15 protein-coding genes, 3 tRNA genes and 1 pseudogene are annotated in these 12070 nt (G+C 46.5%); 10 read left to right on the forward strand and 9 right to left on the reverse strand.

Annotated features, from left to right (window positions below):
* The 4 genes from K0778_RS23235 to K0778_RS23250 form a co-directional block, all read left to right on the forward strand.
* A partial coding sequence (locus K0778_RS23235; RefSeq protein WP_153449128.1) for a YfdQ family protein occupies positions 1-678 on the forward strand: 678 nt, incomplete at its 5' end.
* A 127-nt stretch (positions 679-805) separates the two neighbouring features.
* Complete coding sequence (yfdR, locus tag K0778_RS23240; protein ID WP_000008200.1) at positions 806-1342, forward strand: 5'-deoxynucleotidase; 537 nt, start codon at positions 806-808, stop codon at positions 1340-1342.
* The gene (locus K0778_RS23245; protein ID WP_001242749.1) at positions 1333-1695 is read left to right on the forward strand and encodes a phage protein; all 363 of its coding nucleotides are present in this window, start codon (positions 1333-1335) and stop codon (positions 1693-1695) included. The genes yfdR and K0778_RS23245 overlap by 10 nt, the downstream gene beginning before the upstream one ends.
* Positions 1695-2003: a hypothetical protein gene (locus K0778_RS23250; protein WP_153449129.1), complete on the forward strand. Its 309-nt coding sequence runs from the start codon at positions 1695-1697 to the stop codon at positions 2001-2003. Before K0778_RS23245 ends, K0778_RS23250 begins: the two co-directional genes overlap by 1 nt.
* 476 nt (positions 2004-2479) lie before the next feature.
* Here the strand turns inward: K0778_RS23250 and K0778_RS23255 are convergent, their stop codons facing one another.
* The 6 genes and pseudogenes from K0778_RS23255 to holD all read right to left on the reverse strand — a co-directional run bounded on the left by K0778_RS23255 (position 2480) and on the right by holD (position 7035).
* The gene (locus K0778_RS23255; protein WP_052993680.1) at positions 2480-3721 is read right to left on the reverse strand and encodes a hypothetical protein; all 1242 of its coding nucleotides are present in this window, start codon (positions 3719-3721) and stop codon (positions 2480-2482) included.
* Between the two features lie 184 nt (positions 3722-3905).
* On the reverse strand, positions 3906-5129 hold the full coding sequence (locus tag K0778_RS23260) for a site-specific integrase (protein WP_153449130.1): 1224 nt from the start codon (positions 5127-5129) through the stop codon (positions 3906-3908).
* Between the two features lie 226 nt (positions 5130-5355).
* Positions 5356-5424: pseudogene (locus K0778_RS28675) on the reverse strand (hypothetical protein); the annotation flags it as partial.
* Positions 5425-5514: 90 nt separating this feature from the next.
* Entirely contained in the window at positions 5515-6192 is a 678-nt protein-coding gene (gene yjjG / locus K0778_RS23265; protein ID WP_000870701.1) for a pyrimidine 5'-nucleotidase, read from the reverse strand.
* A 14-nt stretch (positions 6193-6206) separates the two neighbouring features.
* Complete coding sequence (gene rimI, locus K0778_RS23270) at positions 6207-6653, reverse strand: ribosomal protein S18-alanine N-acetyltransferase (protein WP_001092461.1); 447 nt, start codon at positions 6651-6653, stop codon at positions 6207-6209.
* Positions 6622-7035: a DNA polymerase III subunit psi gene (gene holD / locus K0778_RS23275; RefSeq protein WP_000204016.1), complete on the reverse strand. Its 414-nt coding sequence runs from the start codon at positions 7033-7035 to the stop codon at positions 6622-6624. Before holD ends, rimI begins: the two co-directional genes overlap by 32 nt.
* A gap of 102 nt (positions 7036-7137) precedes the next feature.
* On the opposite strand from holD, the gene rsmC reads away from it, so the two are divergent.
* The 4 genes from rsmC (at position 7138) to K0778_RS23295 (ending at position 8791) form a co-directional block, all read left to right on the forward strand.
* Positions 7138-8169, forward strand: coding sequence for a 16S rRNA (guanine(1207)-N(2))-methyltransferase RsmC (gene rsmC / locus K0778_RS23280; RefSeq protein WP_001272306.1), 1032 nt, complete (start codon positions 7138-7140; stop codon positions 8167-8169).
* A gap of 300 nt (positions 8170-8469) precedes the next feature.
* Positions 8470-8556: transfer RNA gene (locus K0778_RS23285), tRNA-Leu, on the forward strand.
* A 28-nt stretch (positions 8557-8584) separates the two neighbouring features.
* A tRNA-Leu gene (locus K0778_RS23290) sits at positions 8585-8671 on the forward strand.
* A gap of 33 nt (positions 8672-8704) precedes the next feature.
* Positions 8705-8791, forward strand: a tRNA-Leu gene (locus K0778_RS23295).
* A gap of 38 nt (positions 8792-8829) precedes the next feature.
* On the opposite strand, the gene K0778_RS23300 is transcribed toward K0778_RS23295, so the two are convergent.
* Positions 8830-9066, reverse strand: coding sequence for a DUF1435 domain-containing protein (locus K0778_RS23300; RefSeq protein WP_001443717.1), 237 nt, complete (start codon positions 9064-9066; stop codon positions 8830-8832).
* A 140-nt stretch (positions 9067-9206) separates the two neighbouring features.
* On the opposite strand from K0778_RS23300, the gene fhuF reads away from it, so the two are divergent.
* Positions 9207-9995 carry a siderophore-iron reductase FhuF gene (gene fhuF, locus K0778_RS23305; RefSeq protein WP_000331610.1) on the forward strand — a complete coding sequence of 263 codons (789 nt, stop codon included), beginning with the start codon at positions 9207-9209 and terminating at the stop codon, positions 9993-9995.
* Positions 9996-10032: 37 nt separating this feature from the next.
* On the opposite strand, the gene bglJ is transcribed toward fhuF, so the two are convergent.
* Together bglJ and K0778_RS23315 are read right to left on the reverse strand one after the other, a co-directional pair.
* On the reverse strand, positions 10033-10710 hold the full coding sequence (gene bglJ / locus K0778_RS23310; protein ID WP_063084554.1) for a DNA-binding transcriptional activator BglJ: 678 nt from the start codon (positions 10708-10710) through the stop codon (positions 10033-10035).
* The gene (locus tag K0778_RS23315) at positions 10668-11393 is read right to left on the reverse strand and encodes a response regulator transcription factor (RefSeq protein ID WP_000936635.1); all 726 of its coding nucleotides are present in this window, start codon (positions 11391-11393) and stop codon (positions 10668-10670) included. The genes bglJ and K0778_RS23315 overlap by 43 nt, the downstream gene beginning before the upstream one ends.
* A 613-nt stretch (positions 11394-12006) precedes the next feature.
* Here K0778_RS23315 and K0778_RS23320 point away from each other — a divergent pair.
* The coding region (locus K0778_RS23320) for an IS1 family transposase (RefSeq protein ID WP_001676991.1) at positions 12007-12070 on the forward strand (64 nt) is incomplete at its 3' end.

The following is a 12070-nucleotide window of genomic DNA, read 5'->3' on the forward strand; positions in this document are numbered from 1 at the left end:
TTAAATCGCTTCCGTTTCCGTGGTGCGCTTTCCACTGCCAGCATCGATGACTTTACCCGTTATTCTAAAGATCTTGCAGATGAAGGCACCCGCTGCTTTATCGATGCTGATAATATGCGAGCCGTCAGTATGCTTAACCTGGGTACTATTGATGAACCAGGTCACGCAGATAACACCGCCACTCTCAAACTGAAAAAGACAGCACCGTTCTCTGCCCTGTTGTCTGTTAACGGCGAGCGTAACTCCCAGAAGTCACTGGCAGAATGGATTGAAGACTGGGCCGACTACCTTGTGGGCTTTGATGCTAATGGTGACGCCATTCAGGCAACAAAAGCGGCTGCGGCGGTCCGTAAAATCACGATTGAAGCAAACCAGACCGCTGATTTTGAAGACAATGACTTCAGCGGCAAACGCTCTCTGATGGAGTCTGTCGAAGCGAAAACCAAAGACATTATGCCAGTAGCATTTGAGTTTAAATGCGTTCCGTTTGAAGGCCTGAAAGAACGTCCGTTTAAATTACGCCTCAGCATTATCACTGGTGATCGCCCTGTACTGGTTCTGCGCATTATTCAGCTGGAAGCAGTGCAGGAAGAAATGGCTAACGAATTTCGTGATCTGCTTGTTGAAAAATTCAAAGACAGCAAAGTAGAAACCTTTATTGGTACTTTCACCGCCTGATTTCATTACTGCAAATGCCCCTGCGGGGGCATTTATGGAAACGTAATTAACTCAATAATCGCCTGATGGCGAGGGTTTTCTTTAACCAAAATTCAGCGCGGTGCAGCGCATATACGTGGAGAACAAAATGTCATTTATTAAAACTTTTTCCGGGAAGCATTTTTATTATGACAGGATAAATAAAGACGACATCGATATTAACGATATCGCGGTTTCCCTTTCAAATATCTGTCGCTTTGCCGGTCATCTTTCGCACTTCTACAGCGTCGCCCAACATGCGGTTCTTTGCAGCCAGCTGGTGCCGCAGGAATTTGCTTTTGAAGCGTTAATGCATGATGCAACAGAAGCGTATTGCCAGGACATTCCCGCACCACTGAAACGCCTTCTTCCTGACTATAAACAAATGGAAGAAAAAATAGACGCCGTAATCCGTGAGAAATACGGGTTACCCCCAGTTATGAGTACGCCCGTGAAATATGCCGATCTCATCATGCTGGCAACCGAACGCCGCGATCTCGGGCTTGATGATGGCTCTTTCTGGCCTGTACTGGAAGGTATCCCGGCAACAGAGATGTTCAACGTGATTCCACTGGCACCGGGCCATGCCTACGGGATGTTTATGGAACGCTTTAACGAGTTATCGGAGTTACGCAAATGCGCATGAATGTTTTCGAAATGGAAGGGTTTCTTCGTGGGAGATGTGTACCGCGAGATCTGAAAGTAAATGAAACAGATGCTGAATACCTGGTGCGTAAATTCGATGCGCTTGAAGCTAAATGTGCAGCACAGGAAAACAAAGTAATACCAGTGTCAACTGAACTGCCACCAGCAAATGAAAGTGTTTTGTTATTCGATGCTAACGGAGAAGGCTGGCTAATTGGCTGGCGTTCTCTCTGGTACACCTGGGGACAAAAAGAAACCGGAGAATGGCAGTGGACATTTCAGGTCGGGGACCTTGAAAACGTCAATATCACTCACTGGGCAGTAATGCCAAAAGCACCGGAGGCTGGAGCATAATGACCACTTTTACCGACAAAGAACTGATTAAAGAAATTAAAGAGCGTATCAGCAGCCTTGACGTGCGAGACGATATTGAGCGCCGTGCTTATGAAATCGCACTCCTATCTCTGGAAGTAGAACCAGATGAACGCGAAGCTTATGAATTATTCATGGAAAAGCGTTTCGGTAAAACAGTCGATCGTCGGAGAGCAAAAAACGGTGATAACGAGTACATGGCGTGGGATATGGCTCTCGGCTGGGTCGTCTGGAAACAACGCGCTGGCATGAGTCTTTCAACTGCACAACCACAGGAGGGTCAACAATGAACAACTTAATGACAACAAAACAAGTCGCCGAATTCTGTGGCGTTTCAATATCGACGGTGCTTCGCTGGAACAGTGTAAACCGGAGGACTGGTCAGAAATATCGGCCTGATTTTCCAGATCCTGATATTAAATCCTGCCCAAATAAATGGGCATCACGTAAGATATACAGGTTTGCAGGAGTAATTGAGTAACAAACATTAGCTCAAATGTGAGCTGGCACATCTATGGCACAAGCCAAACAGATCTGACTGTCTGCTCTGTATCAAGAGCAGACAAGCTATTTATTTTTTTACATGAAAATGCGCGCTCTTTGGACGTTAGGGTTATTCTATCCAGAGCCAGCAGCACCTCTTAGCCAAGAACATAATTGCAGGCACAATCCGGCATCGATGTGCAGCTCCGGTCGCTGAACTGCTGGAAAACCCTTCCGTTCATAAGCCAGTCTCGATACGTGGCAACAGTATCATTGATACAATTTATTTTAATTTTCCCGTACCTCGAAGAAGTGATAGGTATTGATCAGTGGCAAGTAATGGTAGATTATTCTCTTGGCTAGAGTCGATATCTCTAATTAAAATTGTACGGTTTTTTATGCTGAACTTGTATTTAGCCTCCAGCATTGCCCAAAACATTCTTTTATTTAATCTTGATAGTCTTATAAAATTTACAAGACCTTCAAGGCTCATAACTAAAACTTTCGCCCCTTTTGACTCTTTAAGGTTGCTAATTTCGTTATAAATCTTTTCAGCACCTTCTTTCTCTAAAACAAGATCTGAGATTATCACTAAATGATAAATACCCTTTCTGCGCTTTATTAAGCATTCCCTCCCGTCATAATTAATAACCACATCATTATTTAGAATTGGGATAACGCCTTTAACCTGATCGATCCCTTGCAATGCTTTTTTCTTATACATGCTACAAAGCTTTTCATGAGATTTCAAACCCATTTCAATCAAAGATGATGCTTTAGACTGTATAGATAATACATAGTCATTTTCTACAATAAGAATATCAACTAGTTCTCTTTTTTTATTACCCTCAATAATATCTGGAGAAAAAAACACTTCCTCCGGTGAAAAGACCTGCCGCAAAGCATGGTATATAAGAGCTTCCTGCTCATATCCCTCAGAGCCGTTTTCACTGACGCTAAATTCATATGTTAATACGGTATCGTTTGGTTCATGAACACTTGCTAGGTAAGATTTTTTATCGATTACACTTAGTGGCAGACTAATTATTTTCTCGTTACCAGTCAAAGCATTGTTGCAGAATTCATCCATTGCTTCATTACCTTCCCTAAATCCTGAATTGAGAGAATATGAATTAGCACAAAATTTTTTTAAACATTCACACGGTAAATTTTCCGAAACTTTTATTTTCAGGTCCATAACACGCATTGTATGCGAGTCAAAAAATGATAATAGAATACCATCATAAGCGCCTGACAATAACAAATCCAGCCCTTTAATTTCATCTGCCTCTCTTGGTGGATAGGCTAGTAAAAATGGATTATCGACATTATCTTCAATCAACATCCCAATCACTAGTATATTTTTAGTAGATAAACCTACCAAAAAGTGGATAGGTGCTCCTGACCAGACGGATTTAATTATAGGAAGGCTTGATTTAAGTATTATGTGGATATTACGATTTTCACTATCTACCCACACTCCATGTAACTCATTGTTTAAATAGGCCAAAAGTTTAGTATTCATTTCAACTTTCATTTCCTTATTGTGATAATGATGGTGTTCAACACAAACTGGCCAGCAGTTCCAGTATAGTACATCAGTAACTTAGATTGCTTAACTGCAAATCGCGCGTTTTCTAAACATCATATATCCGCTCCTCGCTCAAAGCGGACTGTCATATTTTATTGCGTTCAAAATATGCAAACTGTCAGTTGGTGTCTGAACCAGAACAAGTAACAATCGATTCAACTCTCTCCCACCATGCCTGGTAGGCTTTACGCTGTTCTTCTAAATAATCACTCTTGTCATAAACTTGCCATACCCCCGGCAGTTTATGACCGAGCATTATTTCTGCGATATGAGGCGCAGTAAGATCAGAAAAGTTTGTTCGTGCTGTTCGCCTCAAATCATGCAGAGACCAATGAGGGAATTGATACCCCAAACGCCGCCATGCATACTGCATTAAATTGTAAGGCAGCGACTGCAATGATGTCCGACCAACGGGTTCCCTGCTTCCTTCCTTAGTAAAAAGCATATTGGAACCATTGTTCATAGAAATAGCGTACTTTATAAGCTCTTCAACCGGTTCAATAATGGGCCGCTTTAGCGGTTCGCCCGTTATCTCCCCAGTCTTATGTCGTTCTGGTGGTACAGTCCATACTTTATTAATGAAATCAAAATCGTCCACCCTGGCGGTAATTAGCTCTGAACTACGGCAGCCAAAATGCAGCAATAGTTTAATGAAGGCCCGGTATTTAGGAACCATTCGAGAACCATCGATCGCAGCATAAAGGATTTTAATTTCATCATGTGTCAGAAACCGTTTCTTCTGACCTTTACGGATATCCATATCTTTACCCGTGATATCCGACAGCGGGCGAGTTTCAATGAGCTTTCTCTTATACGCCCAGACATGGGCCTGCTTTGCGTTAATTAGCAATCGGTCTGCTATTGCTGGAGTCTTAGTGCTAAGAGGCTCCAGGACTTCTAACCAATTATGCAATGTAGCTGCATCGTGAGGGATATTCCCGATTTTAGAGAACAGGTGCAGCTCAAACGAGCGGAGTATCTGTTCAGAGCCTTTTTTATTTTTTACACAATATGCTTCATACCAGGCACGGATCACAGACTCTACCGTCATGGCTTCAGTAGCTTTTCGTTTTTCAGCCTGCTTGACCAATCGTGGATTACGGTTTGACTCGAGTTCACCACGGAGACGGATAACTTCTTCTCTGGCCTCTTTTAATCCAGTTGCTGGGTAAGTTCCGATATCAAGACGCTCACCTTTCCCTGCCCATTGATAACGATATTGGAACACTACGCGACCTTTCGGTGATACTCTGACAGACAGACCATCACGATCGGATTTAACCAAAACCTTATCACGTTCCTTTCCAACGACTGAACGCAACCACGCATCAGACAGCGCCATTACTCACCTTGTACAAATCGCAAAACACCTCTGCTGCTTTGTACATTATGTACAAGCATATGTACAGATTTTTGATGAAAGCAAGCAGATCGATTTAAAGTTACATGAAAGAATTTTCAATTAAAGAAGCCACATAACTAAATGTATTTAAATGAGTTATATAGCTCAATCTCAATTAACTGAAAGGATTTTGAAAGAGTAAAAGAGCTTTAATTTGGGCTTAATTATTGGGGTGAGAAATAATGGCAAAAGTGCGGCGCTTAGCCACCTCTTGCAAATAAGGAGACAACGTCATAATTCTTTCTTCTTGAGTAAGCGGCATCGCGCCGCGCTTGTTGAAAACGAAAAATTGCGGCTATTTTACCCATCAACGGGGGGGAGGCAATCAGTGTTTACACAGGAGCTGCTCCAGTTCGTGCAACGAAGAAACGGTCCAGGTGGGCGCGATGCCTTCTGGTTGCTCGCGATTGTGCGCATTCAGCCAGCAGGTCGCAAGCCCGGCGTTGATGCCACCGAGAATATCGGACTCGGCAGTGTCGCCAACCATCAGCACGCGTGAACGGTCAGGATTGCCCGCCTGTTCCAGCGCATAATCGAAAATTTTCTTATTCGGTTTAGCAACGCCAACTTCTTCGGAAATCACCAGCAAATCGAAGTAATCACGCAGGCCCGTGCGTTCCAGACGCACTTGCTGCAAGGCGCTAAAGCCGTTGGTGATGATGCCGATTTTGGCGTTGCCACGAATGGCGTTAAGCAGAGAAACCGCGCCCGGCAGCGGCGTGCAGATTTCCGCCATCGCATTAATAAAGGCATCGTTAAGCAAGCCTGCTTCAACTTTCAGCCGTTCGGCCCAGCTCTCGAAACGCCCGTGCTGAAGCTGTAATGAAGTGATCGCGCCGTTTTGATAATCCACCCACAGTGGCTTGTTAACGGCCTGATAGTCCTGAAAATCTTCAGCGGTAAAGGTGACGCTGTAATCAAGAAACATCCGCTGCAGGCCGGTGAATGAGTCAAAGGTAAACAGCGTTTCATCGGCATCAAAGAAAATCCAGTCCCACTTCATTATTCCACCTTGTCTTACATACTGATTGGCAACGCCATGATGATGGCGTCTTCGCGACCGTCCGTGGTGGGGTAGTAATTGCGGCGAATCGTCGCCTCGTTAAAGCCTAAACTTTCGTACAGGGCAATGGCGGCAGCATTTGAGGCACGGACTTCCAGCCAGAGCGTCGCCACGCCGCGTTTTTCCAGTTCGTCGATCAGATGTTCCAGCAGCGCCCTTCCCAATCCCTGACGCTGATAGTCAGGATCGACCGCAATATTGAACAATGTAGCTTCATCCAGCACCACTTGCGTAATCGCAAACGCCGCCATTTTGCCGTTTTGCGTTAACTGAAAGTTGAGATAACGCTCGCCCTGGTTGCTGGCAAAGGTTTTTTCACTCCACGGAAAGGCGTGGGCGCGTTGTTCAATGTGGTAAGCCGCTGGTAAATCAGTCGTTTCGAGGGAAGAAATCGTGTTCATATGTGCAAATTTGTTGCCATAACGCGGCGCGTGCCGTTGGGTTTGCCCGTAAATCGGTGAGCGCCGGTGATGCCACCTGAGCGCCTTCCAGTGATAGCGGTTCGTCAGTACCCAACCGCCAGCTGTTGCAGCGACTGCCTTGCGGCAGCATCGCGATTTTTTCTGGCGTCAGTTGCAGCACTTGATCGGGGCTGACGGTTAATGCGCGCAGAACATCGCTCACTAAAGGATCAGTCAGGGCGGGAAGATCGTTTGCCACCATCACCAGACGGACGTGTGCCGGGATCGCAATGGCAATTTCCCCCTGCAACGCGCCAGGGCGACGCAGCGACCACTGGGTAATGCCCAGTTGCTGTAACTGCCAGTCTCGTCGGGATGTCATAGCGAATCGCTCCTGTTGTCAGGGGCGCAAATATAGCAAATTCGTCGATACCGCGCCAACATATGGCTATAATCGCCGCCAGTATCAATTGAGGAGCATTCCATGTCTGCATTTACCCCGGCAAGTGAAGTCTTGCTGCGTCACAGTGATGATTTCGAACAAAGCCGTATTCTGTTTGCCGGAGACTTACAGGATGACCTGCCCGCGCGTTTAGATACCGCGGCCAGCCGTGCTCATACCCAGCAATTCCACCACTGGCAGGTATTAAGCCGCCAGATGGGGGATAACGCCCGTTTTAGTCTGGTCGCCAAGGCGGATGACGTCGCAGATTGCGATACGCTGATTTACTACTGGCCGAAGAACAAACCGGAAGCCCAGTTCCAGTTGATGAATTTACTTTCTCTGCTGCCGGTGGGGACGGATATTTTTGTCGTTGGCGAGAACCGCAGCGGCGTGCGCAGCGCCGAGCAGATGCTGGCAGATTATGCGCCGTTGAATAAAGTCGACAGCGCTCGTCGCTGTGGCCTCTATTTTGGTCGTCTGGAAAAACAGCCAGTATTTGATGCGGATAAATTCTGGGGCGAATACAGCGTCGATGGCCTGACGGTCAAAACGCTGCCTGGCGTGTTTAGCCGCGACGGTCTGGATGTCGGTAGCCAGTTGCTGCTCTCGACGTTAACCCCGCACACGAAAGGTAAAGTGCTGGATGTCGGCTGTGGCGCGGGTGTGCTTTCAGTTGCCTTTGCGCGCCATTCGCCGAAAATTCGTCTCACCTTGTGCGATGTCTCTGCCCCGGCGGTAGAAGCCAGCCGTGCGACGCTTGCGGCCAACGGTGTTGAAGGTGAAGTCTTTGCCAGCAACGTCTTTTCCGAGGTGAAAGGTCGTTTTGATATGATCATCTCCAACCCGCCGTTCCACGATGGGATGCAAACCAGCCTGGATGCGGCGCAAACGCTGATTCGCGGCGCGGTGCGTCATCTTAATAGCGGCGGCGAGCTGCGAATTGTAGCGAACGCCTTCCTGCCTTACCCGGACGTGCTGGATGAGACATTTGGCTTCCATGAAGTTATCGCGCAAACCGGGCGCTTCAAGGTGTATCGCGCCATTATGACCCGCCAGGCGAAGAAAGGTTAAGTATCCCGCCGCAAGCCTTGTCGGATGCGGCGTGCTCGCCTTATACAACCTACAAAACCTGCACGTTAGCCCTTCGTAGGCCAGATAAGACGCGCCCGCGTCGCATCTGGCATCTGCACCCAAATACCGTGTCGGATGCGGCGTGAACGCCTTATCCGACCTACAAAACCTGCACGTTAGTTTCCTGATGGACATTTTTCCAGCAATTACACCTCCGGCGATAATTAACTATTGACGAAAAGCTGAAAACCACTAGAATGCGCCTCCGTGGTAGCAATTCTTTTTAAGAATTGATGGTATGCGAAGGTGGCGGAATTGGTAGACGCGCTAGCTTCAGGTGTTAGTGTCCTTACGGACGTGGGGGTTCAAGTCCCCCCCCTCGCACCAAAAACCACGTTGATATTGCTCGCACTGGGCGAAGGTGGCGGAATTGGTAGACGCGCTAGCTTCAGGTGTTAGTGTTCTTACGGACGTGGGGGTTCAAGTCCCCCCCCTCGCACCAAACGAGGCGATATCAAAAAAGTAAGATGACTGTGCGAAGGTGGCGGAATTGGTAGACGCGCTAGCTTCAGGTGTTAGTGTCCTTACGGACGTGGGGGTTCAAGTCCCCCCCCTCGCACCAATTATCTTTACTTCCTTTCTTGTTTCTTCCTTGATTTTTCATCCCTGATTCAAATTCATTAGCATCAGCATGATGCCAGCAATAAGCGCCAGGCACGATGGTAGCAAAACGTAATGCCGTAACTGTTTGTGATACAGCATCACCGGCGTCAATATCAATCCCATCAGAATGACAATCCGCCATTGATCCGGCGATAAATCCGCATACATCAGCCCTGCAATCAGCAATCCCGGCAGCAACACTCCCCAGCCACTGCCCAGCGTACGTTGCAACATGGTTTCATCTCTTTCATTGATAATGATAACCAATATCATATGATAATTTTTATCATTTGCAAGCCAGAGAAATCCCTTGCTATCGGGTAAACCTATCGCTAGGATTAGCAATCATTATCATTTAGATTACTATCCCGATTATGGCCTATCGTTCCGCACCGCTCTATGAAGATGTCATCTGGCGAACGCATCTCCAGCCGCAGGATGCTGGGCTTGCACAAGCCGTACGGGCGACGATCGCCGAACATCGTGAACATTTGCTGGAGTTTATCCGTCTGGATGAACCCGCCCCGCTTCGCGCCATGACGCTGGCGCAATGGTCATCACCGAATGCGCTAAGTTCTCTACTGGCGGTCTATTCCGATCATATCTATCGCAACCAACCAACGATGATCCGCGAGAACAAGCCGCTGATCTCACTATGGGCGCAATGGTATATCGGCCTGATGGTGCCACCATTAATGCTGGCGCTGCTGACGCAGGAAAAAGCGTTAGATGTGTCGCCGGAACATTTCCACGTTGAGTTTCACGAAACCGGCCGTGCCGCCTGTTTCTGGGTCGATGTGTGTGAAGATAAAAACGCAACACCACATTCGCCGCAGCAGCGAATGGAAACGTTAATCAGCCAGGCGCTGGTTCCGGTTGTGCAGGCACTAGAAGCGACGGGAGAGATCAACGGCAAACTTATCTGGAGTAATACCGGTTATTTGATCAACTGGTATCTGACTGAGATGAAACAGCTGCTCGGCGAGGCGACGGTTGAATCGCTGCGCCATGCCCTCTTTTTTGAGAAAACGCTTACTACCGGTGAAGATAATCCACTCTGGCGTACCGTGGTACTGCGCGACGGCCTGCTGGTGCGCCGCACTTGCTGCCAGCGTTATCGCTTACCGGATGTGCAGCAATGTGGCGATTGTACGCTGAAATGAAAGCACTGCCGGGGAAATAAACCCGGCATCATGCGGATTAATAGGGATGCAACACATTACTTGCTTCGCAATGCCGCATACATAACAGAATATCTGCGGCCTCCAACAACCCTGCATCAGAACTGACGCCCAGTTTCGACATCATATTAAATTTATGCGCACGGATCGTTTTGATATTACGTTTAAGCTGCTCGGCAATTTGTGTCATTGAGTAACCACGCGACATAAAGCGCAATATTTCTCTCTCCGTCGGGCTTAGCGTCCGGCTTTGGTTAATGTACCACTGATTGTTCAGTCGGTCGGTCGCCTGACGTACACCATTTAATGACAAAAAGAGTTCCTGATGAAAAATCTCCAGCGTTGACGCTTTACTTAATACACCGTCCAGCGGTGATGGCGACAATGAACCAATCAGCCGAGCTTCAATATCATCATCCGCAATAACTAAACGCCGGGTACGCGGAAGCTTAATCGCCAGTTCAGTCAGGCAAGATAATCCCTCTCTGCGCTCACTTCTCATGGCAGAAAAAGAAAAAATGACCGCCGCAAACGAGATCCGCGTCATGGCATCCTGAAATGACTCCTGACTGGTATAGGTATGGAGCTTATAAGGGTTACCCGCAAACTTTCTGAATAAACTCTCAATACCGATACTACTCATGACGCATTTTTCTATGAGTGCGACATTTCTCTTCTTAATTCGGCTGTGTTCCATTCTGCGGCATCTCCATAAACAGAAGGCAAGTTAAGTTCTCTTGCACCCTGCGCGCTATTTATCCATGCATACATTTCAGCGTTGCTGTGAATTGCCAGTCGACGCATCGCACTGTTTTTTTGGGCGCTGATAGTTTTATTACTTTTCTTAAGCAATGAAGCTATCTGGTTGATGCCCCATCCTTTACCTAATAGCCGCAGTACCTTGCGCTCTGAAAGAGTGAGAATGACGGAGCGATAGCTAAAATCATGAGTTTCAGTCATTGCCGGAGAGGTCAGCATGGCGCTGATACGCTCTGCGTGCGTATTGCCGGAACGTACGGTCTTGACCAGATTCTCAATGGGTTCAACATCAGACAATAACGTCGCCGTAGGGCACATGAGCAGTTCTACTGCCTGGGAATACCAGGAGCGTGACACCATGAAAACCCAGTGAATTTCCCGATATTGTGAGATTAAAGAATAATAATGTTCACAAACAGAACGTGGATCTTCACTTTCACCGGCTAAATCAGCAATGACTAATCCGGAACGGCGTAATTGTAATAAGGTAAGGTCCTCCGCAGAGGCGCTGGATATTATTTCATATTCAGGGAAGTGAGTCCTCATGACCTCTTTTAACCCTGCTTGCATAACAGGTATTTTACTGATAACAATTCCATTTTTGCAGCATCCTGGCAACATATTCCCTCCACATCCACTGTCTAAAAATTATGATGGTTTATTCAGGATATTCATTCCTTAAATATTTCCAGCAAATTAATAGATTAAGCGAATAAATTATCCTTAGCATTCACTTTCATATCAGCATACTCCTGCTGCACAACAACTCCACTGCATGTGTCAGAAGGTTAGCATCAAATGATAACCTGGTGAAATAGCCTGGAGACATTTAAATTATCTACATTAAGTTGTTAGGAATACTTAATGAAAAACAGAAATCACATTCATTTAATTTATAATTAAATGATATCCCTTCCTGCAGAATGCAAAATCACACAACCAATATTTATTCAATGAAATCTGATGGTTTTAACTTGTTAACATTAAAAAACGTGCCCGGTTATCTATTATCCTGATTCGTAAAGGCCAAACAATAAATTCATTATGATGATAATATTCATGTGATAGTTTGTTTGCGGCGAGAGATAATTCGCTTTTTATCACCGAGCTTCTCCCGATAACCAGGATTAATCAGCGCAATTTTGATCTTAACCTACCGCAAAACAACCGTGCTTCATGGGTGATGCTGCCAACTTACTGATTTAGTGTATGATGGTGTTTTTGAGGTGCTCCAGTGGCTTCTGTTTCTATCAGCTGTCCCTCCTGTTCAGCTACTGACGGGGTGGTGCGTAACGGCA

The sequence above is a fragment of the Escherichia sp. XD33 genome, from assembly GCF_019375075.1.
GTDB classification, from domain to species: domain Bacteria; phylum Pseudomonadota; class Gammaproteobacteria; order Enterobacterales; family Enterobacteriaceae; genus Enterobacter; species Enterobacter flexneri_A.

Excerpts from the sequence above, each read along its gene's own strand:
- yfdR (WP_000008200.1), top strand. The coding sequence starts at position 806 with ATGTCATTTATTAAAACTTTTTCCGGGAAGCATTTTTATTATGACAGG.
- K0778_RS23245 (WP_001242749.1), top strand. The coding sequence starts at position 1,333 with ATGCGCATGAATGTTTTCGAAATGGAAGGGTTTCTTCGTGGGAGATGT.
- K0778_RS23250 (WP_153449129.1), top strand. The coding sequence starts at position 1,695 with ATGACCACTTTTACCGACAAAGAACTGATTAAAGAAATTAAAGAGCGT.
- K0778_RS23255 (WP_052993680.1), bottom strand. The coding sequence starts at position 3,721 with ATGAATACTAAACTTTTGGCCTATTTAAACAATGAGTTACATGGAGTG.
- K0778_RS23260 (WP_153449130.1), bottom strand. The coding sequence starts at position 5,129 with ATGGCGCTGTCTGATGCGTGGTTGCGTTCAGTCGTTGGAAAGGAACGT.
- yjjG (WP_000870701.1), bottom strand. The coding sequence starts at position 6,192 with ATGAAGTGGGACTGGATTTTCTTTGATGCCGATGAAACGCTGTTTACC.
- rimI (WP_001092461.1), bottom strand. The coding sequence starts at position 6,653 with ATGAACACGATTTCTTCCCTCGAAACGACTGATTTACCAGCGGCTTAC.
- holD (WP_000204016.1), bottom strand. The coding sequence starts at position 7,035 with ATGACATCCCGACGAGACTGGCAGTTACAGCAACTGGGCATTACCCAG.
- rsmC (WP_001272306.1), top strand. The coding sequence starts at position 7,138 with ATGTCTGCATTTACCCCGGCAAGTGAAGTCTTGCTGCGTCACAGTGAT.
- K0778_RS23300 (WP_001443717.1), bottom strand. The coding sequence starts at position 9,066 with ATGTTGCAACGTACGCTGGGCAGTGGCTGGGGAGTGTTGCTGCCGGGA.
- fhuF (WP_000331610.1), top strand. The coding sequence starts at position 9,207 with ATGGCCTATCGTTCCGCACCGCTCTATGAAGATGTCATCTGGCGAACG.
- bglJ (WP_063084554.1), bottom strand. The coding sequence starts at position 10,710 with ATGGAACACAGCCGAATTAAGAAGAGAAATGTCGCACTCATAGAAAAA.
- K0778_RS23315 (WP_000936635.1), bottom strand. The coding sequence starts at position 11,393 with ATGTTGCCAGGATGCTGCAAAAATGGAATTGTTATCAGTAAAATACCT.